The 25,285-nt window shown below is 74.1% G+C and carries 26 protein-coding genes; 13 read left to right on the forward strand and 13 right to left on the reverse strand.

Annotation, left to right across the window (positions count from 1 at the left end; genetic code table 11):
* Positions 1-78 precede the first annotated feature (78 nt).
* Together ACFVVU_RS20795 and ACFVVU_RS20800 are read right to left on the reverse strand one after the other, a co-directional pair.
* The gene (locus ACFVVU_RS20795; RefSeq protein ID WP_380680321.1) at positions 79-576 is read right to left on the reverse strand and encodes a hypothetical protein; all 498 of its coding nucleotides are present in this window, start codon (positions 574-576) and stop codon (positions 79-81) included.
* A gap of 134 nt (positions 577-710) precedes the next feature.
* The gene (locus ACFVVU_RS20800) at positions 711-1,751 is read right to left on the reverse strand and encodes an SGNH/GDSL hydrolase family protein (RefSeq protein ID WP_387791419.1); all 1,041 of its coding nucleotides are present in this window, start codon (positions 1,749-1,751) and stop codon (positions 711-713) included.
* Positions 1,752-1,949: 198 nt separating this feature from the next.
* Between ACFVVU_RS20800 and ACFVVU_RS20805 the strand changes: the two genes are divergently transcribed.
* On the forward strand, positions 1,950-2,768 hold the full coding sequence (locus tag ACFVVU_RS20805) for a HEAT repeat domain-containing protein (protein ID WP_387791421.1): 819 nt from the start codon (positions 1,950-1,952) through the stop codon (positions 2,766-2,768).
* A gap of 26 nt (positions 2,769-2,794) precedes the next feature.
* On the opposite strand, the gene ACFVVU_RS20810 is transcribed toward ACFVVU_RS20805, so the two are convergent.
* Together ACFVVU_RS20810 and ACFVVU_RS20815 are read right to left on the reverse strand one after the other, a co-directional pair.
* Positions 2,795-3,445 (reverse strand): GNAT family N-acetyltransferase, encoded by a 651-nt coding sequence (locus ACFVVU_RS20810; protein WP_387791423.1) that lies wholly within the window; start codon positions 3,443-3,445, stop codon positions 2,795-2,797.
* Positions 3,446-3,551: 106 nt separating this feature from the next.
* Positions 3,552-4,016 (reverse strand): ArsI/CadI family heavy metal resistance metalloenzyme, encoded by a 465-nt coding sequence (locus tag ACFVVU_RS20815; RefSeq protein ID WP_387791425.1) that lies wholly within the window; start codon positions 4,014-4,016, stop codon positions 3,552-3,554.
* 75 nt (positions 4,017-4,091) lie between these two features.
* On the opposite strand from ACFVVU_RS20815, the gene ACFVVU_RS20820 reads away from it, so the two are divergent.
* From ACFVVU_RS20820 to ACFVVU_RS20830, 3 genes are read left to right on the forward strand one after another with little or no spacing between them, the layout of a single operon-like run.
* Positions 4,092-4,448 carry a metalloregulator ArsR/SmtB family transcription factor gene (locus ACFVVU_RS20820; protein ID WP_387791426.1) on the forward strand — a complete coding sequence of 119 codons (357 nt, stop codon included), beginning with the start codon at positions 4,092-4,094 and terminating at the stop codon, positions 4,446-4,448.
* Positions 4,445-5,209, forward strand: a complete 765-nt coding sequence (locus ACFVVU_RS20825) for an aquaporin (protein ID WP_387791428.1) — start codon at positions 4,445-4,447, stop codon at positions 5,207-5,209. The genes ACFVVU_RS20820 and ACFVVU_RS20825 overlap by 4 nt, the downstream gene beginning before the upstream one ends.
* Positions 5,206-5,625 (forward strand): arsenate reductase ArsC, encoded by a 420-nt coding sequence (locus tag ACFVVU_RS20830; RefSeq protein WP_380680339.1) that lies wholly within the window; start codon positions 5,206-5,208, stop codon positions 5,623-5,625. The genes ACFVVU_RS20825 and ACFVVU_RS20830 overlap by 4 nt, the downstream gene beginning before the upstream one ends.
* Positions 5,626-5,750: 125 nt before the next feature.
* On the opposite strand, the gene ACFVVU_RS20835 is transcribed toward ACFVVU_RS20830, so the two are convergent.
* A complete protein-coding gene (locus ACFVVU_RS20835) occupies positions 5,751-6,743 on the reverse strand; it encodes a winged helix-turn-helix domain-containing protein (RefSeq protein ID WP_387791430.1) in 993 nt (330 codons plus the stop codon).
* A 371-nt stretch (positions 6,744-7,114) separates the two neighbouring features.
* Between ACFVVU_RS20835 and ACFVVU_RS20840 the strand changes: the two genes are divergently transcribed.
* Positions 7,115-8,116: a DUF4331 family protein gene (locus ACFVVU_RS20840; protein ID WP_387791432.1), complete on the forward strand. Its 1,002-nt coding sequence runs from the start codon at positions 7,115-7,117 to the stop codon at positions 8,114-8,116.
* A gap of 109 nt (positions 8,117-8,225) precedes the next feature.
* Here ACFVVU_RS20840 and ACFVVU_RS20845 read toward each other — a convergent pair whose 3' ends face one another.
* The 4 genes from ACFVVU_RS20845 to ACFVVU_RS20860 form a co-directional block, all read right to left on the reverse strand.
* Complete coding sequence (locus tag ACFVVU_RS20845; RefSeq protein ID WP_380680348.1) at positions 8,226-8,588, reverse strand: hypothetical protein; 363 nt, start codon at positions 8,586-8,588, stop codon at positions 8,226-8,228.
* 63 nt (positions 8,589-8,651) lie between these two features.
* Positions 8,652-9,593, reverse strand: a complete 942-nt coding sequence (locus tag ACFVVU_RS20850) for a metallophosphoesterase (protein WP_380680351.1) — start codon at positions 9,591-9,593, stop codon at positions 8,652-8,654.
* 131 nt (positions 9,594-9,724) lie between these two features.
* Positions 9,725-10,402 carry a hypothetical protein gene (locus tag ACFVVU_RS20855; protein WP_387791434.1) on the reverse strand — a complete coding sequence of 226 codons (678 nt, stop codon included), beginning with the start codon at positions 10,400-10,402 and terminating at the stop codon, positions 9,725-9,727.
* Positions 10,403-10,411: 9 nt separating this feature from the next.
* Entirely contained in the window at positions 10,412-11,308 is an 897-nt protein-coding gene (locus ACFVVU_RS20860) for an alpha/beta fold hydrolase (RefSeq protein ID WP_387791436.1), read from the reverse strand.
* Between the two features lie 117 nt (positions 11,309-11,425).
* Between ACFVVU_RS20860 and ACFVVU_RS20865 the strand changes: the two genes are divergently transcribed.
* Both ACFVVU_RS20865 and ACFVVU_RS20870 read left to right on the forward strand, forming a co-directional pair.
* Entirely contained in the window at positions 11,426-12,058 is a 633-nt protein-coding gene (locus ACFVVU_RS20865; protein WP_387791438.1) for a TetR/AcrR family transcriptional regulator, read from the forward strand.
* Positions 12,059-12,118: 60 nt separating this feature from the next.
* Positions 12,119-12,349: a hypothetical protein gene (locus ACFVVU_RS20870; RefSeq protein WP_387791440.1), complete on the forward strand. Its 231-nt coding sequence runs from the start codon at positions 12,119-12,121 to the stop codon at positions 12,347-12,349.
* A 49-nt stretch (positions 12,350-12,398) separates the two neighbouring features.
* On the opposite strand, the gene ACFVVU_RS20875 is transcribed toward ACFVVU_RS20870, so the two are convergent.
* Positions 12,399-13,886 carry an aldehyde dehydrogenase family protein gene (locus tag ACFVVU_RS20875; RefSeq protein ID WP_387791442.1) on the reverse strand — a complete coding sequence of 496 codons (1,488 nt, stop codon included), beginning with the start codon at positions 13,884-13,886 and terminating at the stop codon, positions 12,399-12,401.
* A gap of 58 nt (positions 13,887-13,944) precedes the next feature.
* Here ACFVVU_RS20875 and ACFVVU_RS20880 point away from each other — a divergent pair, with 58 nt between their 5' ends.
* Entirely contained in the window at positions 13,945-14,556 is a 612-nt protein-coding gene (locus ACFVVU_RS20880; RefSeq protein WP_387791443.1) for a TetR/AcrR family transcriptional regulator, read from the forward strand.
* Here the strand turns inward: ACFVVU_RS20880 and ACFVVU_RS20885 are convergent, their stop codons facing one another.
* Positions 14,557-15,048 (reverse strand): GNAT family N-acetyltransferase, encoded by a 492-nt coding sequence (locus ACFVVU_RS20885; RefSeq protein WP_380680372.1) that lies wholly within the window; start codon positions 15,046-15,048, stop codon positions 14,557-14,559. It lies immediately after the preceding gene.
* A gap of 145 nt (positions 15,049-15,193) precedes the next feature.
* On the reverse strand, positions 15,194-16,231 hold the full coding sequence (locus ACFVVU_RS20890) for an aldo/keto reductase (protein ID WP_380680375.1): 1,038 nt from the start codon (positions 16,229-16,231) through the stop codon (positions 15,194-15,196).
* Positions 16,232-16,324: 93 nt separating this feature from the next.
* On the opposite strand from ACFVVU_RS20890, the gene ACFVVU_RS20895 reads away from it, so the two are divergent.
* The 3 genes from ACFVVU_RS20895 to ACFVVU_RS20905 are packed head-to-tail and all read left to right on the forward strand — an operon-like array spanning position 16,325 to position 17,521.
* Positions 16,325-16,990, forward strand: a complete 666-nt coding sequence (locus ACFVVU_RS20895; RefSeq protein ID WP_387791446.1) for a TetR/AcrR family transcriptional regulator — start codon at positions 16,325-16,327, stop codon at positions 16,988-16,990.
* A 16-nt stretch (positions 16,991-17,006) separates the two neighbouring features.
* Entirely contained in the window at positions 17,007-17,156 is a 150-nt protein-coding gene (locus ACFVVU_RS20900; protein ID WP_380680381.1) for a hypothetical protein, read from the forward strand.
* Positions 17,153-17,521, forward strand: a complete 369-nt coding sequence (locus tag ACFVVU_RS20905) for a helix-turn-helix domain-containing protein (protein ID WP_387791448.1) — start codon at positions 17,153-17,155, stop codon at positions 17,519-17,521. The genes ACFVVU_RS20900 and ACFVVU_RS20905 overlap by 4 nt, the downstream gene beginning before the upstream one ends.
* Here the strand turns inward: ACFVVU_RS20905 and ACFVVU_RS20910 are convergent.
* The gene (locus tag ACFVVU_RS20910) at positions 17,518-20,709 is read right to left on the reverse strand and encodes a putative bifunctional diguanylate cyclase/phosphodiesterase (RefSeq protein ID WP_387791450.1); all 3,192 of its coding nucleotides are present in this window, start codon (positions 20,707-20,709) and stop codon (positions 17,518-17,520) included. The two genes, ACFVVU_RS20905 and ACFVVU_RS20910, sit on opposite strands and share 4 nt — an antisense overlap.
* Positions 20,710-20,896: 187 nt before the next feature.
* Between ACFVVU_RS20910 and ACFVVU_RS20915 the strand changes: the two genes are divergently transcribed.
* Both ACFVVU_RS20915 and ACFVVU_RS20920 read left to right on the forward strand, forming a co-directional pair.
* Positions 20,897-24,361: an amino acid adenylation domain-containing protein gene (locus ACFVVU_RS20915; protein WP_387791452.1), complete on the forward strand. Its 3,465-nt coding sequence runs from the start codon at positions 20,897-20,899 to the stop codon at positions 24,359-24,361.
* Positions 24,358-25,284, forward strand: coding sequence for a leucyl/phenylalanyl-tRNA--protein transferase (locus ACFVVU_RS20920; protein ID WP_387791454.1), 927 nt, complete (start codon positions 24,358-24,360; stop codon positions 25,282-25,284). The genes ACFVVU_RS20915 and ACFVVU_RS20920 overlap by 4 nt, the downstream gene beginning before the upstream one ends.
* The last annotated feature ends 1 nt before the right edge of the window (position 25,285 follow it).

The raw sequence follows: 25,285 nt of genomic DNA on the forward strand, positions 1-25,285 counted from the left end.
CGGAGCGGGACGGCTGACGACGTGTGGGGTGGAACCGGTCGCCGCCCCCCACGGTGCCGCTCGCCGCCAGGGTGCTTCCTAGCCGCACTCGGACACGTTGATCTCCTTGCTCTGGGACGTGTCGACCGTCGGCTTGCCGTTGTAGTAGAAGGTGGTCGACGAGCTGATCTCGTACTTCCACGTCCCGGTGGAGCAGGGGTGGTCGGTCTCGGAGCGCAGCGTCCACGCCCCCTTGCCCTGCCCGGTGGGAATCGCACCGTTGTAGACGGTGCCGTCCGGTGAGGTCAGGCGGTACTTGGACTTGTTGACGTCACACCAGTCCTCGGCCCAGCCGAAGTTGCCGTCGACCTTGCAGTGCGAGAAGACGGTGGCCGTGATCTGGCCGAACTCCGTCTCCAGGCACAGCTTGGACTCCACCTCCTGCTGGAACCGCTCGCCCCAGACGTAGCTCCACTTGGCATCCGCCGCGCAGGAGCTGGTGGCCGCCGCATGGGCGGGCGCGGCGGCCACGAGCGGAAGCGCGGTGCTGGTGATCGCGGAGGCCAGGAGGGCGGACAGCCGAGCGAAACGAGTCATGGAGGTGTCCTTCCGAAGGTCGGTTCATATGTCAAGTGACTACCTGTTGTCACCTCTTGACTCCACAGGGTAGCTGACTGTGGGGATCGCGGCCCCGGGGCGCCCGCGTGCGGCAGATCGGAGGCGTCGGGCGGTCAGTGTTCGAGGAGGGCGTCGCGGATGGCGCGTTCGACGTGGGCGGCGGTGTCGGCGTATCCCGCCGCGTTGGGGTGGGCCAGGGTGGTGCGCTTGTCGATCGCCGCGCAGTTCAGGAACGAGCCCGGCCAGTGGTCCTCGGCGTTGCCGCAGAGCCCTTCGACCCACCTGGTCTCCTCCGGCCGGCAGGCGTCGTGGCCCACGCTGGAGGCGTGGACGTCGACGTAGCGGTCGCCGAAGGCCTCCGAGACCCGCTGGATCGTGCGGTTCAGCGGTGCGAGCACCTCGTCGCGGAGCCAGTTGATGTCGTCGGCGGTGATCGAGCCGAGCTGGGTGGGGTCGCCGCCGGTGCAGGCACTGCCCTTCTCCGGCAGGACGGCCGGGTAGCCGACCGTGATCACCTTGGCGTTGGGCGCGGCCCGGTGCACCTTGGCCAGCATGCCGATGAACTCGTCCTGGAGCCGGTCGAGCCTGTCCCGGATGCTCGCCTCGCCCTCGGGCGGATCGGTGTAGTAGTCGCGGCAGGAGCGGCCGGCCCGGCCGGCGTGGCCCAGTTCGAGGCACTTGAGGAGCATGACGCCGAAGGGCAGGTCGTTGGCGCCGATGCCGATGGTGACGACGTCGGTGCCGTCGCCCAGCTCGGCCCGCGTGGTCTGCTGGTCCAGCGCGCTCCAGCCGCCGGCCGGGGGCTGGACCGGGCTGATCGGCGTCTGCCGGGTGGTGGCGATGTCGGCGACGGTGGCGCCGCTGCAGCTGACGTCGGTCAGCCGGACGGGCTTGCCCGGCGGGGACGCGGCGAGCGCCCGGTCGACCAGGTCCGGGTAGGCGTTGGCGGTGCGGTCGCAGCCGTCCCGTGACGCGTCGCCGAGCGCGGGCCGCGGCTCCCCGACGAACACACCGGTGGTGAACGAATCGCCCAACGCGGCCCACTGGTACTTGTCGGACGCGCCGGCGAGGCCCGAGGGCAGGATCGCGGCGGCCGTCAGCCCCAGCCCGACGGCCAGGACGCGTGCTCGCGGGCGGGGGTCGGGGTGTCGCATGGATCCTCCGTGAGCTGGGAAGCCGGCCGGGCGGAAAGCGGCCCCGGGCGGAACGGACTTGGGCCGAGATCATCCATGCCGATGGCGCGTCCCTCCGGGAGACGCGGGCCGACCACCCCTGTTCGGCCGCAATGCTCAGATCATTCGCCCGGCCGCGATGGCCGCCGTTGTCGCAGCGGGCGCATAACATGCCAACTCATGGCGATGTTTGTGCATTTGACGGCGACGGCGAATGCGCCGCGCATCCGGCGGTCCGGGATCCGGGCGGTGAGCCACGGCCAGGACGGCACGCGCGGCGTGTACTGCTTCCCGGTGCTGCCGTCGTACACCCTCACCCACCAGTGGATGCGCGAGCTGGGACGGTTCGACAGCAGGGGCGGGCGGGTTGCCGTCCACGTCCGGCTGGACGACGCCCAGCCGGTGGAGGTCGGTCCCTACGGGGACCGGTGGCTGCAGCGCCAGCGGACCGTCCCGGCGGCGGAGGCGGTGCGGCGGATCGCGGCGCTGGACGACCCGCGCGGCTGGGAGGTGTTCGTGCCCCGGGCGATCAGGGCGGCGGAGGTGCACCGGATCCGCTCCGCGCCGCAGGTGGTCGGCTGGCGGTACCAGCCGGACGCCCACGGCACCCGCCCCTGCACCTGCAACGGGTGCCAGGGGCGCGGCGGCTACGGGGCGCGGCGGCTGCGCGAGCGGCTGCCGCACCCGCTGGACGGTCCGCCGCCGCCGACCCGGGTGCTGCTCGCCAGGATCGCGGCGGCGGGCGAGCCGGGCGACCCGGCCCAACTGCGCGAGGCCCTCAAATGGTTCTGGATGCCCGGGCGCACGCGGGGCCCGGTCGACGAACTCGCCCGCCTCGCCGCGCACCCCGACCCCGGCGTGCGGGAGGTCCTGGTGCGGGCGGTCGCCGCCTGGTCCACCCCCGGGGTCGGCGAGCTGCTGGACCGGCTCGCCGACGACCCGGACCCGGGCGTCCGGGAGGCGGTGGCGGAGGCGAAGGAGGAACGCATGGCGCGGTGACGGCCCGGGCCGCGGCGGCCGAGGTGTCAGTCCACGCCGAACCAGGGCAGGCACTCCCGCAGTCCCTCGATCTCCACCGGGACCGACCGGTGCTCCCGCCACTGTTCGGGGTCGAGGCGCAGCCGGCGGAGCACGGCGACCTGCTCGCGCACGACGTGGTGCTCGATGCCGTCGTCGCGGTAGCCCAGTTTGCCCGACACCCCCAGCGACGCCGTGTTGTCGGCGTAGGCGCCGGAGACGGCGTGCCGCGCGGCGAGTCCGGCGAAGGCCAGCTGGAGAACGGCGGCGCGCATCTCGGTGCCCAGGCCCTTGCCGTGGTGCCCCCTGCCGAGCCACGAGCCGGTGCGGACCTCGCGACGGATCGCGAAGTCCCGGGCGCTGATGCCCTGGGTGCCGACCACGACGCCGTCGTGCAGCGCCACGAGGTTCAACTCCCAGTTCTCCGGCCGCCACTCGCCCCAGCAACGCCAGTGGTACTGCAGGACGCCCCGGGCCCGCTGCTCCGGCGCGACGTCCGTCCAGGCGACCGTGAACGGCTGCACGTCCGGGTCGTGCACACCCCCGGCGGCCAGCGACGCCAACGCGGCGAGCTCGTCGGGGCCGGGCAGCCGCAACTCCAGCCGGGGGGTGGTCAGCCGCAGTCCGGCAAGCGGCCAGTGTGACGACATCAGGCTCATGACCGGGAATTCTCCCGGTCTCCCGGCGCCGTGACCAGCGATTTTGTCCGGGCCTGATCGACGGGCCTGATCGACGGGCCGCACCGACGGGTCTCCTCGGCAGGTCTCATCGACGGGCCTCATCGAGGCGGCCCGTCGCCGCCGCCTCGGCGTCGCCGGTGCAGCAGGTGCCGGAGGCGCCGTCGGTGGCCTTGGCGAGGGTGTCGGCGTCGGCCTTGACGACGTAGACCTCCCAGGGCTCCTTGCCGGGGCCGTGCACCCAGACCTTGTCCTGGACGGCGTAGCAGCAGGAGGTGTTGCTCTCCTCGGCGGTCGCCAGCCCGGCCTCCTGGAGGCGGGTGGTCGCGGCGGTGACCTGCTCGGTGCTCCCGACCTCGACGCCGAGGTGGTCCAGCCGGGTGTCCTCGCCGGCCTCGCCCTCGATGAGGACGAGCTTGAGCGGGGGCTCGGCGATGGCGAAGTTCGCGTAGCCGGGGCGGCGCTTGGCGGGCTCGGTGCCGAAGAGCCGGGAGTAGAAGGCGACGGAGCCTTCGAGGTCGGCGACCCGCAGGGCGAGCTGGACACGGGACATGACGGTCTCCTCTGCATCGATGAATGTCGATACAGCGAGCTTGCTCGCTGCTTAGACAGCTGTCAACATAGACATATGTCGAATCCGGAACTGCAACTGATCGGGCAGGACGAGGCCGCGGCCTGCTGCTCGCCGATGGTCCGCGAGCCGCTCGGCGAGGAGGCGGCCGTCGACCTCGCGCGGAAGTTCAAGGCGCTCGCCGACCCGGTGCGGCTGCGCCTGCTGTCGCTGATCGCCTCGCACGAGGGCGGCGAGGCCTGCGTCTGCGACCTGACCGGGCCGTTCGACGTGTCCCAGCCGACCATCTCGCACCACCTGAAGGTGCTGCGCGAGGCCGGCCTGGTCGACTCCGAGCGACGCGGGACGTGGGTCTACTACTGGGTGCTGCCCGCCGCCCTGGCCACGCTCTCCTCCCTGCTCCAGACCCCGTGACGTCCTCGACGGCGTCCTCGACGGCGTCCGCGACGGCGTCCTCGACCGCGTCCGCGACGGCGCCCTCGATACCGCTCGGCCGTCGCGCGGCGGCCGAATTCGTCGGGACCGGTGCGCTGGTCGCGATCGTGGTCGGCTCCGGCATCCAGGCCGCCACGCTCTCCCCGGACGTCGGCGTGCAACTGCTGGCCAACTCCCTGGCCACCGTCTTCGGCCTCGGCGTGCTGATCACCCTGCTCGGGCCGGTCTCGGGGGCGCACTTCAACCCGGTGGTGACCCTGGCCGCCTGGTGGACGGGGCGCGGCGACGGCCCGACCGGCCGCGAGCTCGCCGCTTACGTCCCGGCGCAGGTCGCGGGGGCGATCGCCGGTGCGGTGCTGGCGAACGCGATGTTCGCCGAACCGACGGTCCGCTGGTCGACCCACGACCGCTGGGCCCCGCACCTGTGGCTCGGCGAGGTGGTCGCCACGGCCGGGCTCGTCCTGCTGGTCCTCGGCCTCGCCCGCGTCGGCCGGGAGCGGCTCGCGCCGGTCGCCGTCGCCTCGTACATCGGCGCCGCGTACTGGTTCACCTCCAGCACGTCCTTCGCCAACCCCGCGGTGACCGTCGGCCGGGCCTTCACCGACACCTTCGCCGGCATCGCCCCGGCCTCCGTGCTGCCCTTCGTCGCCGCCCAGCTCCTCGGCCTCGCCGCCGGACTCGCCCTGGTGGCCCTGCTGTTCGCCCCTCCCACCCCGCTGCCCGAAGGACGCCGCCCGTGAGCACCCCCGCGATCCCCACCGTCCTGTTCGTCTGCGTGCACAACGCCGGCCGCTCCCAGATGGCCGCCGCCTTCCTCACCCACCTCGCCGCCGGCCACGTCGAGGTCCGCTCCGCCGGCTCCGCCCCGGCGGACGCCGTCAACCCCGCCGTGGTCGAGGCGATGGCCGAGGTCGGCATCGACATCTCCGCCGAGATCCCGAAGGTCCTCACCGTTGAGGCCGTCGAGGCGTCCGACATCGTGATCACCATGGGCTGCGGCGACGCCTGCCCCTACTACCCGGGCAAGCGCTACCTGGACTGGCCCCTCGCCGACCCCGCCGGCCACGGCGTCCCCGCCGTCCGCCCCATCCGCGACGCCATCGAATCCCACATCCGCGCCCTCCTCGCCGACCTCGCCATCACCCCCACCGCCTGACCGCGCACCACTGCCCCGCACGGGAAGTCGGCCCGCCCGACTTCCGGTGCGGGCGTTCGAGTTCCACCCCTTCCTGTACCGGAGAGCCGATGCCCTTGCGCCCCCGGTGGCCCGCAGCTGGTCGGCTACACGGCGCCGGGCGGGGAGGCGGCGTCCTGGGCGTTCTGATCGGTGGCCGTGCCGTGGGCGAGTTCGAGGCCGAGGCGGGTGGGGTGGTGGTGGACGGTCTGGCCGTTGCGGATGGTGGCGATGAGGCCGGCGTCGCGCAGGACGGAGGCGTGTCGTGAGGCGGCGGCGGGGGAGACCCCGAGGGTGGCGGCGAGCCGGCCGGTGGTGAGGGCGGGGGTCCGGGCCACGGCGACCAGGGCCGCCGCCCTGGTCGTGCCCAGCAGGGACTGCAGGGCCCGGGACGGCGTGTGGAGTTCGGGGTCCCGGGTGAGGGGGGTGGCGGCGGTGGGGTAGCTGACGATCACCGCGTCGGCGAGCGGGTTGAAGGTGATGCCGGTGGCGAGCGCGGAGGGCTGGAAGACCAAGGGCCGTCCTTCGAGGGAGTCCACGGAGTCGACCCGGGTGTTCAGGCGCAGGTGGCGCCCGTCCCAGTCGACGGACGGGTGGATCGAGCGCAGCAGGCTGTCCGGGCCGCCGACGGCGGCGTGGGCCCGGGTGGTCGCGGAGGCGGTGGCGACGAGGGAGGAGATGCGCCGGCGGTAGGGGTCCAGCGCGGTGGCCCGCAGGCCGGCGAGGATCCGGTCCAGCGCGGTGGTCGCCCGGGGGTCGCCCTCGGCGAGTGCGCGGGTGAAGGGCGTCAGGGCGGAGGACCGGGCCAGGTCCCGCAGATGGGCGACGGCGGGCGGGGAGGCGGGGTCGACCGGGGCCGGCGCGGGCTGCACGGCCTCGTCGAAGAAGGCCGGCAGGTAGAGGTCGGTGTAGAGGTCGAACAGCCGGTTGTGCCGCGGGTTCCAGGCGCGGGCGACGTCCAGGCGCCACGCCGAGAGGTGGCGGCCGGGCGGCCTGACCACCAAGTGCCGCCCGCTCAGCGCGAGTTCGTAACCGAAGTCGGGCGCTTCGGCGACCCGCATCCGGTCGAGGTCGTCGGTCGTCAGACGGATCTGTATCAACGGGGCATCCCTGGCGCGCTCCCTGGCGGTGCTGTCGTGGATCGCTCGATACGTTCGACGACGCTCGAAGCCTTTGCGTCCTCGCGCAAAAGCGTAGCCACCGCGCTGCCGGCAGGGGAGTGTTGGTCGCGACGAAGACATCCTGGACTCCACCCAGGAGCGCAGTACGGCCGCGGGACCGATCGATTTCCCCGGCTCCCTGTCACGGTCGCGGTCGGCGCGCTTCGAACCGCCGCGACACGGGGGTTGGCAGTGGGCCGACGATCCGGCTTCCGGCCGTCCCGTGCTCCTGTCCGCCGATCGGCGGACAGGAGCCGGGTTCGCGGGTGTCCTCCCCGGTCCGCCCGGGGCACCCTGGTAGCTCTACCGCCATGTCCCACCACCTCAGCGGACCCAACCTCCGCTCACCGCGCGGCGATGCCCGGCTGGACCTCACCGACCTGTTCGCCTTCCCGGCCGCCGACGCCCCGGGCCGCACCGTCCTCATCATGAACGTGAACCCCTACGCCCCCACCGGCGGCACGGAGTTCCACCCGGACGCGGTCTACCGCATCAACATCGACAGCGACGGGGACAACCGCGCCGACGTCGCGTACTCGTTCACCTTCTCGGCGCCGAACGGCGGGGGCGCCGGGGCTGCCGGGGCCGCCCAGAGCGTCACCGTGCGCCGCGCGACCGGCGAGGCGGCGCGCAAGCACGAGGACTCGGGCGACGTCGTGTTCGCCGACGCCCCGGTGTCCTTCGGCGACGCGCCGCACGTCATCCCCTCGCCCTACGGCGGCTACCGGCTCTCGGTCGGGCTGCGCAGCGACCCCTTCTTCGCGGACCTCGAAGGGATCGTCAACAACTTCAGCTGGACCGGCAAGGACGCGATGAAGGACGCCAACGTCTTCGGCATCGCCCTCGAAGTGCCGGACGCCGACCTCGGCCCGGAGCCGACGATCGGCGTGTGGGCGCGGGTCAGCCTCCACCAGGACGGGCAGCTCGTCTCCGTCGACCGCGGCGCCCACCCCTCGCTCACCGCGTACTTCAACGCGGAGGAGGTCAAGGACGTGTACAACACCGGGGAGCCGGCCGACGACTGGGACACCTACCGCCGGCCGTGGACGGCCGTCCTCCAGCACACCGGCGACTACACCACCGACGCCGCCACCGAGACGCTGAAGCTCGTCCTCCCCGACGTCCTGCGCTACGACCGCTCCCGCCCCGCCGCCTACCCCAACGGCCGCACCCTCACCGACGACGTGACCTCGGCCCGCCTCGCCATGATCTCCGGCGGCAAGATCACCAGCGACCACATCCCCCCGCACACCGACCTCCTCCCCGTCTTCCCCCACCTCGGCCACCCCCACCCGTACCCGCCGGCCGGGTAGCCGCCCGCCCGAGGGGAGTGGAGAGCCGGCCGCTGCGACTTCCCACTCCCGACCGCCCGAGGACCGGGCCGAGGGTGCGCCGGGGGCGGGAATCCGGAAGCGTTCGCGATCACCCCGGGAGGAGGCACTGGGACTGCGGGTCGAAGCAGTTGAGGCCCATCGAGGCGGCCAGCTGCGAGGCGTACACGGCGGCCTCCTCGGCCATGCTCCAGCGGATCGGGAAGTAGATCAGCGGGCCGCTCGCCTCCCCGATCAGGGGGCCCGTCGACCAGGGCGAGGTGTCGTGCTCGTCCTCGGTCAGGTCGGGCCACCGTCGCAGGAGGGCGGCGACGTAGGCGGCGATGCGGTCGGTCGGGGGGATGTCGGGGCCGTCGGCGGCGACGTAGCGGTCGTAGAGGTCGTCGAAGCACTGGCTCGCGGCGGCGTCGTCGGCGGGCCGCTCGCCCTCCCACACGGCAAGGTCGTAACTCATGGGCGCAGCCTGTCATCCGGCACCGACAGTCGGGTGTGGCGGTCGGCAGGGGCGCCGCGCGGGCTACCGGTGGGCGAGCGGGCGGCGCTCGCCGTAGCGGGCCTCGAACTCGTCGTCGCTGAGGGCGTTGAGCTCCCGGCCGGTGATCCGGCCGGCCATCATGTCGGCGAGGAACACCGGCATGGGGGTGGCGCGCATGGCCTCGGTCATCGCCCCGGGGACGATGCGGACCTCGGTCTCGACGCGGCCGTCGGGGTGCAGCCGGTAGGTGCGGTAGCCGGGCCCCTCCAGGATGCGGTTGGGCGCGTCGATGCTCATGAAGCTGGACGGGCAGACGTGGACCGGGCGGCCCTCGAACTCGCCGGAGAGGTCGCTGTGCAGGTGGCCGGCGCCGATCGCCCGGATCGTGGGGAAGTCGCGGACCAGCCGGGTGAGTTCGCGGTAGGTCTCGGTGTCCGGGGCGGTCCGGGGCAGCGGCGGCTGGTGGAGCCAGAGGAAGACGTGCTCCGCCCCCGTGGCGGTCAGGATCGCGCGGGCGCGCTGCTCCTCGACCGGGGTGAGGCCGGGCTGGGCGGCCCGGTGGACCCGGTCGTCGAGGTCGCGGTAGCCGCCGTCGTCCGTGGCCTCGCGCCCGTGGGCGTTGGTGTCGAGGAGCAGCATCAGCCAGTTGCCGACCTGGACGGCGGGCTCGACGTGCACGTTGGGGCGGGGCAGCCGGGCCTGCATCGGGTCGTGCCGGTCGTGGTTGCCGCCGAGGCAGTAGACGGGGGTGGGCAGCGTGTCCAGCATCCCGCCCAGCCGGTCGTAGGCGCCGGGCTCGCCGAGGTCCGCCAGGTCGCCGGTGGCCACCACCAGGGCGGCGTCCGCGATCGCGTCCGCCGCGTCGGCGAACACCGCCGCGAGGCCGTCCTCGGGTTCGTGGGCGACGAAGGATCGGGTGCCGGGGGCGGCGCGGAAGTGGGTGTCGGAGATCTGGACGATGCCGATGGTGCCGTCGTGCGTCATGTGCGGCCTCACTCTGGTGGGGGCCAGGCCGCGGGTCCGTGGCCGGGCCCCACCAAAGCTAGGGAAGTGGCAGGACTGCCAGATGGCAGTTGTGTAAATTCCTGACGAGCATTTCCTTGCGGTTGATCGGTTCAGGCTGTCGCGGCCGGCGTCTCCCACGGCACCTCGGCGGCGAAGCTCGTGCCGAGCAGCCGCACGAGGTTCCAGTAGTCGTCGTCACCGGCCTCCGTTCCGTCGACGATCAGCCGGGCGGAGGGGAACGGGCGGCCGGGCCGCAGTCGCGACAGCTCGATCAGGCGGGCACGGTCGGCGGCGGCCCGCGTGCCGTCGTCGAGGCCGCCGTCAAGGCTGCCGTCGAGGCCGGCCAGTGCGGCGCGCAGGGTGGGCTGGAAGGTGCCCTCCTCCTCCCAGATCCCCTCGATCTCGTCGAGCTCGATCGTCACGAACGCGCCCGGCGCCTTCTCGACCGCCTGCCGCAGCAGCGCGGCATGGGCGTCGAGCGGGCCCTCGGCGGCGAACAGTGCGTTCAGCACCGGCAGCGCCGCATCGAGCTGCGCGAGCGCCCGCTCCTTCGCCGCCAGCGGCGCGGTGGCCTCCACCTCCGCCTCCTCGTCGTCGTCCAGGTCGTCCTCGTCGAGCGTGAACACGCCGGTCACGAGGTCCGCCGGACGGAACATGGCGAGCCAGAGCAGCGGCACGCCGGAGACGTCGTGCGCGACGACCCCGCCTTGCGGATCGAAGCCCTTCAACTGGCTGGAGGGGTAGAGGGAGGCCACCTCGGTGGCGCAGAGATACGCGTAGTTCGCCATGTCCGGAGGCTAGCGGGCCCCACTGACCGCGCCGCTGATGAACCGCAGCAGGTGGTCGTTGACGAGGTCGGGGCGTTCCAGGTTGAGGCCGTGGCCGGCCCGCTCCACGATCTCGGCGCGGACGCCCGGGATGAGGGCGGTGACGCGGGCGAGGGCCGGGGCGGGGCGGAGCAGGGCGCTGCGGCGGCCGAGCAGGACGAGGGTGGGCAGGCGGACGGAGCGCAGTTCCTCGTCGGTGAACCGGCGGGCGGCGGGGCGGGTGCTGGGCTTGTAGCTCCGCATGGCCAGCATCAGCGGGGCGATCATCTCGGGCGGGGCGCTCAGCGCCGGGTTGGCGAGCAGGCGGCCCAGCGTGGGGCGCCAGCGCCGGGGGGCGAGCAGGCCGAACAGGCCGCCGATCATGTGGGCGTAGAAGCGGGCGGGGACCTTGCCGATGCCGCCGGGGTCGAGCGGTGCGACGGAGGCGAGGCGTTCGGGGGCGTGAACCGCCTGGTTGAGGGCCAGCCAGCCGCCGTAGGAGAGGCCGGCCAGGTGGATGCGGTCCAGGTCGAGCGCGGCGAACACCTCGCCGAGCCAGGCGGCGTTCTCCGCGGAGCCGGCCGCGACGGCGCGCTGGACGCTGCGGCCGGGGTCGTCGAGGGTGTCGATCGCGTAGACGGGGTGGTGCTCGCCGAGGGCGGCGATCTGCGGGTACCAGTTGGACGCGTGCCCCGCGTGGCCGTGCAGCAGGACGACCGGTTCGCCGGTCGCGGGGCCGTAGCGGTGGACGTGGACGGTGCCGTAGGAGGTCTCGACGTCCAGCTCCTCGCGCGGGCCCGGCCACAGCTCCATCGCGCGGTCGTAGGCGGCGAGGAACGTCGCCCGGGCCCCGTCGTCGGTGAAGTGTCCGATGGCTGTCCTGGTCATGGGTCCCCTCCCGGAACAGGCGTGAAGCGGCGGATCGGCAAGGCCGCCGATCGGCAAAGCCGCAGGGCTTGATGGTATGTTTGTACCATAAAAGAATTCGAGAGGAACCGGAACCCGATGCCCAAGCTGGTGGACCACGAGGAACGGCGCGCCCACATCATCGACGCCCTGCTCCGGGTGGCGGCGAGCGACGGACTGCACGCCGTCACCATGCGATCCGTCGCGACCGAGGCGGGCGTCTCGGTGCGGCTCGTGCAGTACTACTTCGACACCAAGGAGCAGTTGCTGCTCGCGGCGCTCGGCCGCCTCGCCGTCCGCATGGGCGAGCGGGTCCGCGACCGCGTCCGGGCGGCCGGAGCGTCGACGGCCCCGCGCGACGTCGTCGAGGCGGTGCTGATCGAGGCCGTGCCGACGGACGAGGAGAGCCGCACCTTCCACCTTGTCTACACCGAGTACGCGGTGCTCTCCGTCACCGACCCCGCGCTCGGCGGCCAGTCGTTCCTGGCCGCGCCCAACGAGATGGAGGGCTTCCTGGTCGCCCAGCTGACCGCCGCCCAGCAGGCCGGGGACACCGATCCCCGGCTGGACGTCCGGCAGGAGGCCGTCGTGCTGCTCGCCGTCTCCGCCGGTCTCGGCCTGAGCGTCCTGCTCGGCCAGCGCACCGCAGAGGACGCGACGGCCGTCCTGCACTACCACCTCGGCCGACTCTTCCCCGGAGGCGTCAAGTCCGCATCCCATACGGTCCGTTGATCGGGTGAACGGCAGAGGAATGTCGGGGAGCCGGGTGAACGGGGCCGAGAAGCTGGCGGCATGAGCGAGACGACGCAGTCCCTCCGGCCGTTGCGTGGCGCCGCGATGACGAGGATGGCCCTGTCCGTCCTCACCGCGACGGCCGACGCGCCGGAGCCGGAGCCCGAGCCGGCGCCCGCACCCGAGTCCGAGCGCGAACTCGGGCGCGGGCGCCGGGCGTTCACCGAGCGACGGTCGTGGGACCTCGGGGACGGGGCCACGTCGTTCAGCGTCTACCTGTGGAGTGCCTGAACCGGGAGGGGCCGGGAGGAGCCGCGAGGAACCGGGAGGCGGCCCCGTCCTACAGGAACCGGCGCAGCAGCCCGGACTTGCGCGCGGTGAACGGCGGGTAGGCCAGCCGCAGGGTGTCCGCGCGCAGCGGCTTGTCGAGGACGGCCTTGGTGTGGCTGAAGGTGTCCAGCGAGTGCCGGCCGTGGTAGCCGCCCGTGCCGCTCTCGCCGACGCCGCCGAACGGCAGCCCGGGCACCGCCAGATGGGCGTTGGGGACGCCGAAGTTCAGGGCGCCGGAGGAGGTCTGCGCGGTCAGCCGGGCCTTGGAGCGGGCCGAGGCGGTGAACGCGTAGAGGGCGAGCGGCTTGTCGCGGGCGGTGATGAAGGCGATCGCCGCGTCCAGGTCGGGGACGCGGACGATCGGCAGCACCGGACCGAAGATCTCCTCGCGCATCACCGGCGCGTCCGGCTCGACGTCGGCCAGGACGGTCGGGGCGAGGTAGCGGGTGGCGCGGTCGCGGTCGCCGCCGGTGACCAGGCGGCCGTCCCCGAGGAGGGCGGACAGCCGGTCGAAGTGCCGCTCGTTGACGATGCGCCCGTAGTCGGGACTGGCGGCGGGGTCGGCGCCGTACATCGCGCGGATCGCCTCCGTGAGGTGCCGCTCCAGGGCCGGCGCGGTGTCCCCGACGGCGAGCACGTAGTCGGGGGCGACACAGGTCTGCCCGGCGTTCATGAACTTGCCCCAGGCGATCCGGCGGGCCGCCGCCGCGAGGTCGGTGCCCGGCTCCACGACGGCGGGGCTCTTGCCGCCCAGCTCCAGGGTGACCGGCGTGAGATGGCGCGCGGCGGCGGCCATCACGATCCGGCCGACGGTGCCGTTCCCGGTGTAGAAGACGTGGTCGAAGCGCTGCTCCAGCAGCGCCGTGGTCTCCGGCACCCCGCCCTCGACGACGGCCACCGCCCGCGGGTCCAGGGCGCGCGGCAGCCACTCGGCGAGGGCGGCCGAGGTCGCCGGGGCCAGTTCGCTGGGCTTGACGACCGCGGTGTTGCCGGCGGCCAGGGCGCCGACCAGTGGGGAGAGGGCCAGCTGCAGCGGGTAGTTCCACGGGCTGATGATCAGCACGGTGCCCAGCGGCTCGCGCACCGTGCGGGCCCGGGCCGGCTGGAGCGACAACGGCACCGGGACGCGGCGCGGGCGCAGCCAGCGGTCCAGGTGGCGCAGGGTGTGGTCGATCTCGTTGAGGGTGAAGCCGATCTCGGTGGTGTGGGCCTCGGTGGCGTTCTTGCCGAGGTCGGCCCAGAGGGCGGCGGCGAAGACGGCCTCCTGTTCGACGAGCAGGCGCCGCAGGGCGCGCAGCTGCGCCTTGCGCCAGGCGACGGGCCTGGTGCGGCCGGTGGCGAAGGCGGCGTTCAGGCGGGCGACGGTCGAGGCGGCGTCGGTGACGGTGCCGTCGGTGGTGGTGCCGTCGGTGGTGGTGCCGTCGGTGGTGGTGCCGTCGGTGGTCGAGGCGGCAGCGTCGGCGGCGTCCAGGGCGAGGGGTTCGGTGGAGGCGCTCATACTGTCGAGCCTATACGAAACGAAACGTTTTCGTTTCTTGTGGCGATATGCTGGTGGGATGACTGAGACCGCGGCACGCCGGGGCCGCCCCCGTGACGCGAGCCGGGACCGGGCCCTGCTGGACGCGACCCTGGCCGTACTGGCGGAGAGCGGCTACGGCGGGCTGACCACCGCCGCCGTGGCGGCCCGGGCGGGCGTCTCCACCGCCACCCTCTACCGCCGCTGGTCGTCCAAGGACGACCTGGTCATCGCCGCGGCCGCGCTCTGCGCCGAGGATCTCACCGTCCAGCCCGACACCGGCAGCCTCGAAGGCGATCTGCGCGCCCTGCTCCGGGACAAGGCCGCCGCCATGACCGGCGAGGGCGGCCGGCTGATGCGGGCCCTGATCGGCGAGGCCACCCGGAGCACCGCCCTGGCCGAGGCGCTCGCGGCGGCCTTCCTCGCGCCGGTCCACGAGCGGGTCGGCACGATCGTGCGGCGCGCCGTCGAGCGTGGGGAGATCCCGCCGCCCGAGGACGCCGAACCGCTCGGTGACGTGGTCGTCGGCCCGGTCATGAGCCGGTTCTTCCTCACCCCGAAGGCGCCCGACCAGGTGGACGCGCGGGCGGCGGAGGAGGCGGCCGACCGCCTCCTCCCGTTCGTCCTGCGGGCCCTGGGCCACCGCGCCTGATCAGGCGGCGGGAAGCGGCTTGGCCATCACGATCTCGCGGCTCACGCCGTCGGGGAGGAGGTCGCCCGGCTCGCCGGTGTCCGTGAAGCCGGTGCGCTCGTACAGGGCGATGGCGTGGGCGTTGCCCGGCATCACGGCGAGGCGCAGGGCGGGCAGGCCCTGCCGGGCGGCCCACCGCTCGATCTCGGTGATCAGCAGGGCGCCGACGCCCCGGCCGCGCGCCTTCGGGCCGACCCACATCGAGATCAGCTCGGCGTGACCGTCCTGCGGCACGCCGGTCGCCATCGCGACGGGCTCGCCGTCCACCAGGGCGACCAGGTCGAGGGCGCCGGGGATCTCCAGCCGGGACCGCCAGCGCTCCTCGCGGTCGCCCTCGCCCTGCCAGTCGGCGAGCGCGGAGCCGAAGGCGTACGGCGCCTCGGCCAGGGCGGCCAGGCGCAGCTCGCGCCAGAGCGGCCAGTCGTCGGAGGTCAGTGCACTCAGTTCGATCATGGTCTTGACGATGCCCTGTCGTGAGCTGCGCTGACAAGCGGTTATTGTCCGGCCGCGCGCCTGTCCGCACGCCCCGCTCGCACCCCCGCGCCCCCGCACCCGCGCACCCCCGCGCCGCCGCGCCGCCGCGCCGCCGCGCCGCCGCTCAGCCCGCGAGCGGCGGGTTGCGGCGGGCGAAGGCCTCCTGGCGACGGTACGGGAAGTAGGGGTACGGCGCGGTGCGCAGGCTGGCCGCGTCCAGCCGGGCGACCTGCCCGGGCGTCAGCTCCCAGCCCACCGCGCCGAGGTTCTGGCGCAGCTGCTCCTCGTTGCGGGCGCCGATGATCACCGAGGAGACGGTGGGCCGGCGCAGCAGCCAGTTGATCGCCACCTGGGGGACGGTCCGGCCGGTCTCCTCGGCGACCGCGTCCAGCGCGTCCATCACGTCGTACAGCAGCTCGTCGTCGACCGGCGGGCCGTAGTCGGCGGTGTCGTGCAGGCGGCTGCCGGCCGGGATCGGGGTGCCGCGGCGGATCCGCCCGGTGAGGCGCCCCCAGCCGAGCGGGCTCCAGACCAGCGCGCCGACGCCCTGGTCCTGGGCGAGCGGCATCAGCTCCCACTCGTAGTCGCGGCCGACCAGCGAGTAGTAGACCTGGTGGGCGGCGTAGCGGGGGCGGGCGTCGCGGTCGGCGGCGGCGAGGGACTTCATCAGCTGCCAGCCGGAGAAGTTGGAGACGCCGGTGTAGCGGACCTTCCCGGCGCGGACCAGGTCGTCCAGGGTGGCGAGCACCTCCTCGACGGGGGTGGCGGCGTCGAAGGCGTGCAGCTGGAAGAGGTCGATGTGGTCGGTGTCCAGGCGGCGCAGGGCGGCGTCGACGGCGGTGACCAGGCGGGCGCGGGAGGTGCCGGCGTCGTTGGGGCCGTCGCCGACCGGCAGGCCGGCCTTGGTGGAGATCAGCACCTGGTCGCGGCGGCCCTTGACGGCCTGGCCGAGGACCTCCTCGGAGGCGCCGTCGGAGTAGACGTCGGCGGTGTCGAAGAGGGTGACGCCGGCGTCGATGGCGATGTCGAGCAGGCGGCGGGCGTCGTCGGCGTCGGAGTTGCCCCAGGCGCCGAAGAGCGGGCCGCGGCCACCGAAGGTGCCGGTGCCGAGGGAGAGGGCGGGGACGGTGAGGCCGGACGCGCCGAGGCGGCGGTACTCCATGGGGGGTTCCCTTCGCTAACGGGACTTTTGTGCCGTTAAGATGTCACCGACCCTAGCACTGTCGGCGACGCTAATGGAACAGGAATCCCGTTAATGACTTCATCGAGCCCGCAGGGCCCGCAGGGAACCCAGGGAGCCCAGGGCATGCAGCGGCCGGGCGGCCGGACGGCGCGCGTGCGGACCGCCGTGCTGAGGGCGGCCGAGGACGCTCTCGTCGAGGTCGGCTTCGCCGGGCTCGACCTCGGTGACATCGCCCGGCGGGCGGAGGTCGGCCGCACCACCGTCTACCGGCGCTGGGGCTCGGTCGGCGCGCTGCTCGCCGACGTCCTCGCCGACATGGCCGAGCAGTCCCTCCCGCGCAGCCGCACCGGCTCCCTCCACGAGGACCTGCGGGCCAACGCCCGCCTCGTCCGGCGCACCCTGGCCGACCCCCGCCAGGGCGCCCTGTTCCGCGCCGTGCTGGTCGCCGCCACCTGCGACCCGGCCGCCGCCGAGGCCCTCCACCGCTTCTACCGCGCCCGCGTCGAGGAGTGGGCCCCCTGCGTCACGGAGGCCGTCGACCGCGGCGACCTCCCGCCCGGCACCGACCCCGCCGAAGTCATCCGCGCCGTCTCCGCCCCCCTCTACTACCGCATGCTCACCACCCCCGACCCCCTCGACGAGGCCGCCGCCGACCGCGCCGCCGCCGCCGCCGAGCACGCCGCCCGCGCGGGCGCCTTCCGGCTCGGCGGGCCGGGCGCTATAGGGATTTCTGTATAGTCGCCACCGGCCAGACATGTGGCGGCTCGAAATCGAGCCGGATCGCAAGACACGGCAGCGTGAGTCCGCGGAGGTCGAACGGGCGCACCAGGCGCAGAAGGAGTGCGAGGCCCGGCACGGTCCGGCCGAGCACGAGTACGACCGGATCAAGGAGGAGAGTCCGTGAACCACGGTGAGTGGAGGACCCGGCGTACCAAGAAGCTCCTGGGTGAGCCGGTCGAGGAGTCCGCGGCCTACGTGGAGGCGGGGTACGCGTTCGCACTCGGGCAGGCGGTCTACGACCGGCGCACCGAACTGGGGCTTTCCCAGACCGAGCTGGCCCGTCGTGCGGGCATGAGCCAGCCCCAGATCTCGACGATCGAGGGCGGTGACTCGCTGCCGACGCTGCCCCTGCTCCGACGGCTCGCGCGGGCACTGGAGGCGGCGCTCACCATCGATCTCGACGGCGATGCCTCGTCCTTCGTGTTCTCGCCGCACGGCGACCTGCCGGAGGGCGGGGCTTCGGCGGGAGCGGGTCGGTCGGCCGCCTAGTGCTCCTGGAGGCCGGTGCGGGAGGGGTGGCTCAGGGCGGTGGTGTGGCGGGTGATGAAGTCCTGGGCCTGGTCCGCGGTGAGGGGGTGGGCGAAGAGGTAGCCCTGGCCGAGGGGGCAGCCCATGGCGGCGAGGAGGTCGCGCTGTTCGGGGTGCTCGATGCCCTCGGCGATGACCTGGACGTCGAGGGTGTCGGCGATCCGGGTGATGCCCTCGACGAGGGCGTACTGCTGCTGGGAGAGGCCGAGACCGTCGATGAAGGACTTGTCGATCTTCAGCACGGAGATCGGGAACTCGCGCAGGTAGGACAGCGAGGAGTAGCCGGTGCCGAAGTCGTCGATGGCGATGCCGACGCCGAGTTCGCCGAGGGTGCGCATGTCGGTGTGGACACGGTCGTCGCGGCGCATCAGGACGGACTCGGTCAGCTCCAGGACCAGGGACCCGGGCGGGATGCCGGAGGAGCGCAGGGCGCCGCGGACCACGTCGACGAAGCCGGCGTCGCGGAACTGGCGGGCGGAGACGTTGACGTTGACGCGCAGCGGGGGCAGGCCGGCGGTGGCGCGGGCGGGGGTGCTGAGGTCGTGCCAGGCCGCCGCCTCCTGGGCGGCGCGCTCCAGGACCCAGGCCCCGAGCGGCACGATCTGGCCGCTCTCCTCGGCGAGGGCGATGAACTCGTCGGGCAGCACCATGCCGCGCCGGTCGTGCGGCCACCGGACCAGGGCCTCGAAGGCGACCAGGTCCCCCGTCTGTAGATCGACGATCGGCTGGTAGTACAGCCGGAAGGCGGACTCGGCGAGCGCGGTGTCCAGGTTCTCGTTCAGCTCGTGCCGCGCCATCAGCCCGGCCTGCAGCGCCGGCTGGTAGGGGCACCACTGCCGCTTGCCCGCCGCCTTCGCCGAGTACAGCGCGAGGTCCGCGTGGCTCAGCAGCTCGGTGGCGTCCACGCTGTCCTCCGTCGTCGCCACCCCGATGGACGCCGACACCCGCACCGCGCCCGCGCTCAGCTTGAACGGCTCGGTGAACGCCGCCAGCACGGCCTGGGCGATCACCCCGACATCGGCCGGCTCCAGCGCGTCCTCCACCAGCACCGCGAACTCGTCGCCGCCGAGCCGGGCGGCGGTGTCGGAGGAACGCAGCGCGGTGGAGATCCGCAGCGAGACGGCGACCAGCAGCTCGTCGCCGACCGCGTGCCCCTGGGTGTCGTTGACCACCTTGAAGTCGTCCAGGTCGACGAAGAGCACCCCGGTGACGGCGCCGCTGCGCTCGCCGCGGGAGAGTGCGTGGCCGACCCGGTCGCGGAACAGCACGCGGTTGGCGAGGCCGGTGAGCGAGTCGTGGAAGGCCCGGTGGGTGAGTTCGCGCTCCATCTGCCGCTGCTCGGTGACGTCGCGCAGGGTGAGCACCAGGCCGCCGACCGTCGGATCGTCGCGCAGGTCGTTGCAGTGCACCTCGGCCTCGATCGGGGAGCCGTCGGCCCGCAGTAACCGCCAGTGCTCACGCAGGGTGTCCAGGCCGGAGCGGGCGCCGCCGGTGACGGCGGGGCCGCGCATCCGGGCCAGCGCCTTGCCGACCGCCCGGCTGTCCTCGGGTGGCACCAGGTCGGTGAGCAGCGTGCCCGCCAGGTCGGCACGGCCGAGGACGCGCCCGGCGGAGGAGGCCGAGGCGTAGCGCACCGAGTCGTCCTCGTCGAGGATCAGGATGACGTCGCCGGCGCTCTGCACCAGGGTGCGGAAGTAGGCCTCGCTGTCGCGCCGGGTGATCTCCTGGCTGAGCATGACCCGTTCGACGGCGAGCGCGGCCTGCGCGGCGAGGATCTCCAGCGAGCCCCAGAGACTGGTCAGCTCCTGCTCGGTGCCGGTGACGATGAGGGCGCCGATCAGCGGGTCGCCGGAGGGGCGCTCGGCGAGGGTGAGCGGGCACAGCAGGGCGCTCGGCATGCCGTCGATCCGGCCGGCGAGGCCGTTGCCGAGGTCCTCGACGGGCAGCAGCCGCGTCTCCCGGTAGGCGGCCAGGGCGAGCACCTCGCCGGAGTCGCGTCCGGCGCCGAGGTGGTGGCGGCCCGCCCCGCGCTCGGCGTGCCGGACGTGCAGCACGCCGCCCTCGGTGACGGCGAGCAGCGCGACGTGGCCCGGCTCGGTGGGCATCAGGGTGGACGCGGCGGCCTGGACGGCGTCGGCGACCTCCTCGACGGTGACGGCCGCGGTGAGCGAGGAGCCGGCCTCGCGCAGTGCCCGCTCGCGGGTGACGGCCTGCCGGCGGGCGCGCACCACGACCGCCAGCCGGGCGAGCACCAGCAGGTAGAGGATCGCCGAGAAGGCGCCGATGACCCCGGCGTTGCTGGTGTTCCCGTTGGCCGCCTCCACCATCAGGATGGTCGGCGCGATCAGCGAGGCGGCGGCGAGCAGGGCGAGCCGGCCGGGGCCGATGTCGGGCTGCTGGCTGGGGATGGGCCTGGTCAGCTCGACCATCGAGGGGTGCAGCGCGGCGGCGCCCCAGGCGGTGTAGAAGGCGGCCCAGCCGAGGTCCACGGGGGTGCCGATGCGCCAGTCGCCGTGCAGCAGGATCAGCCCGTACAGGATGTCGGAGACCAGCAGGCCGACCGTTCCGGCGGCGAGCAGCTGCAGGGAGCGGCTGACCCCGCCGCGCGGCACGATCAGCCGCAGCAGCAGGGCGAGCACGACGACGTCGCCGAGCGGGTAGGCGATCGAGACGGCCTTCTGGAACCAGTCCAGGTCCGGGTTCCGGGCGTAGGGCAGGATCAGGTAGATCCAGGCGAGCAGCGCCAGGCCCATGGTGAGGATGAGCGCGTCCAGCAGGCTGGCCCGGTCCTGATGCGCCGTCCGCCAGCGGATGAAGCCCAGCACGCCGGCCGCGTAGAGCAGGTACTCGGCGAGGTAGAAGCCGTCGGCGACGGACGGGAACGGGCTGCCCAGGTGCAGGAACTGCATCTGGACGACCTGCACCACCTCGCCCGCGGTGAAGCTGAGGTTGGCGAGCGCCAGCAGGTACCAGTAGACGGCGTGGGAGGGGCGGTTGAGGCGGACGCCGACCACGATGGCGGCGACGCCGCCCAGGCCGATGCCCGTCCACCAGATGATCCGCTGGGAGGGGTTGGTGTAGTAGATGCCGGTGAACAGCACCATCCACGCCAGGTAACAGACCATCAGGCGTTGGCGCCGACGTGTCAACGAGCTACCTCCTCCTCGGCATCACCACGCCCGCCCCGAGTGGGGCGGTGGGGTCCGGGCAGGGGCTCGCGAGCGTCCGTCCCGGGCCGGGGAGGTCCGGTCGGACGTTCGAAATGGGCCTTGAGTGCGTATAGTCGGAAATGTCGCACCTCCCAGCATTCTGCCGCCACAGCACGAGGTCAAGCCGGTGGACGATGCAGCAGAGAGCGCACGGGGAGCACGTCCCGGAGCGCGTTCCGGACGTCACGCCGTGCTGGTCAGCCAGGACGGTCAGTACGCGATCTGGCCGGGGGACCTCACGGTGCCGGGCGGCTGGCGCCCGGTGTTCGGGCCCGCCCCGCGCGAGGACTGCCGCCGGTACGTGGAGCGCGAGTGGGCTCCCGCCGGACTCGGCTGCGGGCCCCCCGGACACGCCCCCGGGACCGGAGCCCGACCCCGGTCCGGGCCCGTCGGCACCGTGCACGGGCTGGTCCGGGCGCGCGCCGCGCACGACCCGCGTGCCGCCGCCGTCGTCGCGGACGACGGCACGCTCGACTACGGAGAGCTGGACGCCCGCAGCGAACGGCTCGCCGCCGTGCTGCGCGCCCTGGGCACCGGGCCCGAGCGGATCGTCCCGGTGTGCCTGGAGCGCGGAGCGGACCTGGTGACCGCCTGGCTCGCCGTGCTCAAGGCGGGCGGGGCCTTCCTGCCGCTGGATCCGGCGCACCCGCACCGGCGGCTCGCCCGGCTGGTCGCGGACTGCGGCGCGCACCTGGTCGTGGCGGGGGAGGGGACGCGCTTCCCGCAGGCGCGGACGGTGACCCCGGACGAGGGCGCCGCCGCGCCGGCCGAGGTGCCCGACATCGGCGCGCCGGACGACCTGGCGTACCTGATCTACACCTCGGGGACCACCGGCACCCCCAAGGGCGTGCCGGTCACCCACCGCGCCCTGGCCTTCACCCTGGACCGGGTGATCGACGCCTACGGGCTCACCCCGGCCGACCGGGTGCTCCAGCTCGCCGCGCTCGGCTTCGACACCTCGCTGGAGCAGGTCTTCGCGACCCTCGCCGCCGGGGCCACCCTCGTCCTCGGCGGCGCCCGCACCTGGGCGCCCACGGAGCTCGCCCACCGGATGCCCGGGCTGCGGCTCACCGTCGCCGACCTCACGCCCGCCTACTGGCACCACCTGCTCGGCCTCTTCCCGCCCGGCGGACCCGCGCCCGAGGGACTGCGGCTGATCGTGGTCGGCGGAGACACCGTGCACGAGGACGACTGCCGGGCCAGCCTGGAGCGGCTGCCGGGCGTCCGGCTGGTCAACGCCTACGGGGTCAGCGAGGCGGCCGTCACCTCCACGCTCGGCGCCGTCACGCGGCGCACGCTCGCCGCGCCCGGTCCGCACGGGCCCGGCGCCCCGGTACCGATCGGACGGCCGCTGCCCGGGGTGCGGGTGCACGTGCTGGACGCCCGGCTCAGCCCCGTGCGACCCGGCGAGAAGGGCGAGATCCACCTCGGCGGGCCGGGCCTGGCCCGCGGCTACTGGAAGGCGCCCGGGTCGACCGCCGAAGCGTTCCTTCCCGACCCCTACGCCCCCGGTCCCGGCGAGCGCATGTACCGCACCGGCGACGCCGGGCGCTGGCGGGCGGACGGCACCCTGGAGGTCCTCGGCCGCTACGACGACCAGCTGAAGATCCGCGGCCACCGCGTCGACCCCGCCGAGGTCGAGTCCGTGCTCGCCGGCCACCCCGACGTCCGGCAGGCGCGGGTCGCCGCCGGCGAGGGCGGCGACGGCAGCCGTGTGCTCACCGCGTACTACACGCTCACCGACCGGGCCGTCTCCGGCCCCCGCGCCCGGCGCGGCCGGATCCGCGCCTACCTCGCCGAACGGCTGCCGGACTTCATGGTCCCGGACCGGTTCGTACCGCTCGCCGGCATGCCGCTCACCCCGGCCGGGAAGATCGACCGCCGCCGGCTGCCGGACGCCCCGCCCCGGGTGCGGCCGCGCGACGGCGACCGGGCGGACGGGCGCCCGGCGGACGGGGACCGGTACGCCGGGGACCGGCCGGACGGGGCGGCGGCGCGGGCCCGGGCGGACGCGCCCCCCGACCGCCGCGAGCAGGCGCCCGCCCCCGGTGGCACCGGCTCCGCCGTCGAGACCGGCGTCGCCCAGCTCTGGTCCGAACTGCTCGGCATCGAGGAGATCGGCCCCGACGACGACTTCTTCGAACTCGGCGGCAACTCCCTGCTCGCCATGGAGATGCTCGCCCGGGCCCGCATCGTGTTCGGCATCGACGTCACCCGGATCCGCTTCCTCACCCGCGCGTTACTGCGCGACGCCACCCTGCGCGCCTTCGCCGCCGCCACCCTCGCCGCCGGTGAGCCCCCCGCCGGCGAGGCCGCCGTCGACTGGGCCGCCGAGGCCCGCCTCGACACCCCCCTGCGGCAGTCCTGGAGCCCCGCCCCCTCCCGCGCCGAACCCACCGAGATCCTGCTCACCGGCGCCACCGGCTTCTGCGGCGCCCACCTGCTGGACGCCCTGCTGCACACCACCGACGCCCGGATCCACTGCCTGGTCCGCGCCCCCGACGAGGAGCACGCCCTCGAACGCCTGCGCGCCGCCCAGCAGCGCTACCTGCGCCACGACCTCGCCGACCGCCGCGTCGTCCCGCTCGTCGGCGACCTCGCCGAACCCCGGCTCGGCCTGGGCCGACCGCACTTCGAACGGCTGGCCGGCAGCCTCGACGCCGTCCACCACCTTGGCGGCCAGGTCAACTTCCTCTACCCCTACCACCAGCTGCGCGCCGCCAACGTCGCCGGAACCCGCGAGGTGATCCGCCTCGCCGGACACTCCCGCGGCATCCCCGTCCACTACCTCTCCACCCTCGCCGTGCTGGCCGGCTTCGGCCCGGCGGGCGTGCGGGAGGTCGCCGAACGGACCCCGCTCGCCCATCCCGACAAGCTCGCCGTCGGCTACGTCGAGAGCAAGTGGGTCGCCGAACAGCTGCTCCACCACGCCGCCGCGGGCGGGCTGCCGGTCACCGTGCTGCGCACCAACGACGTCACCGGGGACCTGCGCACCGGCGTGATGAACACCGGCACCGAGATCTGCGCGCTGATCAAGTACATCGCGCAGAGCGGCAGTTGCCCCGACGTCCGGCTGCCGCTGGACTTCGTGCCGGCCGACCGGTTCAGCCGGGCGATCTGCCACGTGGTCGCCCACGCCCCCGCCATCGGCGAGGTCTACCACCTGACCTCGCCGCACCCGGCGGACCTCGCCGACCTCGCCGCCCGGCTGCGCGCCCGCGGCCACCGCGTCGACCTCGTCCCCTACCCGCGGTGGGTGCGCGACCTCGTCCGGTTCGCCGCCGGGCACCCCACCCACCCGATGACGCCGTTCGTGCCGCTCTTCGTCGACCGCGTGCCGGGTACCGAACTGTCCATCAGCGAGCTGTACTTCCGGCCCATGTTCCCGCGCTTCGACCGGGCCGGCACCGAACGGGCGCTGGCCGGAAGCGGGGTGGAACTGCCGGCCGTCGACGACGCCCTGCTCGACTTCTACCTCGACCGGCTCACCGCGGACGGCTTCCTCGACGCGCCGCGCGAGCCCCGGCCGCGGCAGGCGTCGACGCCGGAGGCACCGCTCGTGGAGACACCGCCGCTGGAGGCGCCGCGATGACGGCCACCGCCCCCGAGGAGCTCTTCGCCGCGCTCGACGTCGCCCGGGCGCCCGCCGACGGCCCGGCCGCGTTCGGCGCCGACCTCGCGCCCCGCACGCTGCTCGCCGCCTACCGGCGCGGACTGTTCCCGCTGCCCGCCGCCGACCCCTACGCGAGCGCCTTCAACGAGGCCCGCTGCGAGGGGGCGGTGGCGGCCGGCGAGATCGCCCTGCTGCCGGTCCCCGGCGCCGACCCCGAGGCCGACGCCGACCCCGCCGCCGACCCGTACGCGCTCGCCTGGTGGTCGCCCGACCCGCGGCCGCTGCTCGCCGTCGACGGCGTCCGGCTCGGTCGCAAGCTCTCCCGGCTGCTGCGCAACCGCCTGGACTGGTGGACCACCGCCGACCTGGCCTTCGGGGAGGTGCTCGCGGCCTGCGCCGAGGGCCGTGAACCTCCCTGGCTCACCGAGGACTTGCAGCGGGCGTTGACCGGTCTGCACCGGATCGGCGCGGCCCACAGCGCGGAGGTGTGGGAGGAGGGCGAGCTGGTCGGCGGGGTGTTCGGGATCGTCGCCGGGCCGGTGCTCAGCCTGGATTCGATGTTCCACCGCCGCCCGGACGCCGCCCGGGTGGCCGTCGCCGACCTCGCCGCCCGCTTCGCCGCCGCCGGGGGTACGCTGCTGGACGCCCAGCGGGACTCCCCGCACGTGCGCTCGCTCGGCGCCGTTCCGCAGCCCCGGGCCCGCTACCTCGCGGCGCTGGCCGGGGACGCCGGGGACGCCGGGGACGCCGGGGACGGGGAGGAGACCGGTCGGGCCGTCGGGCCGTTGGACACCGTCCGCCTCCCGGCCGCCCGACTCGCCCCGGAGCGCCCCCGCGAGCCGCACCGGCACGGGCACCCGCGCGCGCACCGGCACCCGTACCGCAACGCCCGGCGTGCCTGAG

Origin of the sequence: Kitasatospora sp. NPDC057965 (assembly GCF_042887135.1) — a bacterium.
Classification (GTDB): domain Bacteria; phylum Actinomycetota; class Actinomycetes; order Streptomycetales; family Streptomycetaceae; genus Kitasatospora.

What these genes read in the sequence shown, in the direction of transcription:
- ACFVVU_RS20875 (WP_387791442.1), bottom strand. Translation starts at nt 13,886, where the DNA reads ATGAGCGCCTCCACCGAACCCCTCGCCCTGGACGCCGCCGACGCTGCC.
- ACFVVU_RS20880 (WP_387791443.1), top strand. Translation starts at nt 13,945, where the DNA reads ATGACTGAGACCGCGGCACGCCGGGGCCGCCCCCGTGACGCGAGCCGG.
- ACFVVU_RS20890 (WP_380680375.1), bottom strand. Translation starts at nt 16,231, where the DNA reads ATGGAGTACCGCCGCCTCGGCGCGTCCGGCCTCACCGTCCCCGCCCTC.
- ACFVVU_RS20920 (WP_387791454.1), top strand. Translation starts at nt 24,358, where the DNA reads ATGACGGCCACCGCCCCCGAGGAGCTCTTCGCCGCGCTCGACGTCGCC.
- ACFVVU_RS20800 (WP_387791419.1), bottom strand. Translation starts at nt 1,751, where the DNA reads ATGCGACACCCCGACCCCCGCCCGCGAGCACGCGTCCTGGCCGTCGGG.
- ACFVVU_RS20895 (WP_387791446.1), top strand. Translation starts at nt 16,325, where the DNA reads ATGACTTCATCGAGCCCGCAGGGCCCGCAGGGAACCCAGGGAGCCCAG.
- ACFVVU_RS20815 (WP_387791425.1), bottom strand. Translation starts at nt 4,016, where the DNA reads ATGTCCCGTGTCCAGCTCGCCCTGCGGGTCGCCGACCTCGAAGGCTCC.
- ACFVVU_RS20885 (WP_380680372.1), bottom strand. Translation starts at nt 15,048, where the DNA reads ATGATCGAACTGAGTGCACTGACCTCCGACGACTGGCCGCTCTGGCGC.
- ACFVVU_RS20805 (WP_387791421.1), top strand. Translation starts at nt 1,950, where the DNA reads ATGGCGATGTTTGTGCATTTGACGGCGACGGCGAATGCGCCGCGCATC.
- ACFVVU_RS20820 (WP_387791426.1), top strand. Translation starts at nt 4,092, where the DNA reads ATGTCGAATCCGGAACTGCAACTGATCGGGCAGGACGAGGCCGCGGCC.
- ACFVVU_RS20900 (WP_380680381.1), top strand. Translation starts at nt 17,007, where the DNA reads ATGTGGCGGCTCGAAATCGAGCCGGATCGCAAGACACGGCAGCGTGAG.
- ACFVVU_RS20855 (WP_387791434.1), bottom strand. Translation starts at nt 10,402, where the DNA reads ATGGCGAACTACGCGTATCTCTGCGCCACCGAGGTGGCCTCCCTCTAC.
- ACFVVU_RS20845 (WP_380680348.1), bottom strand. Translation starts at nt 8,588, where the DNA reads ATGAGTTACGACCTTGCCGTGTGGGAGGGCGAGCGGCCCGCCGACGAC.
- ACFVVU_RS20850 (WP_380680351.1), bottom strand. Translation starts at nt 9,593, where the DNA reads ATGACGCACGACGGCACCATCGGCATCGTCCAGATCTCCGACACCCAC.
- ACFVVU_RS20860 (WP_387791436.1), bottom strand. Translation starts at nt 11,308, where the DNA reads ATGACCAGGACAGCCATCGGACACTTCACCGACGACGGGGCCCGGGCG.
- ACFVVU_RS20870 (WP_387791440.1), top strand. Translation starts at nt 12,119, where the DNA reads ATGAGCGAGACGACGCAGTCCCTCCGGCCGTTGCGTGGCGCCGCGATG.
- ACFVVU_RS20810 (WP_387791423.1), bottom strand. Translation starts at nt 3,445, where the DNA reads ATGAGCCTGATGTCGTCACACTGGCCGCTTGCCGGACTGCGGCTGACC.
- ACFVVU_RS20795 (WP_380680321.1), bottom strand. Translation starts at nt 576, where the DNA reads ATGACTCGTTTCGCTCGGCTGTCCGCCCTCCTGGCCTCCGCGATCACC.
- ACFVVU_RS20865 (WP_387791438.1), top strand. Translation starts at nt 11,426, where the DNA reads ATGCCCAAGCTGGTGGACCACGAGGAACGGCGCGCCCACATCATCGAC.
- ACFVVU_RS20840 (WP_387791432.1), top strand. Translation starts at nt 7,115, where the DNA reads ATGTCCCACCACCTCAGCGGACCCAACCTCCGCTCACCGCGCGGCGAT.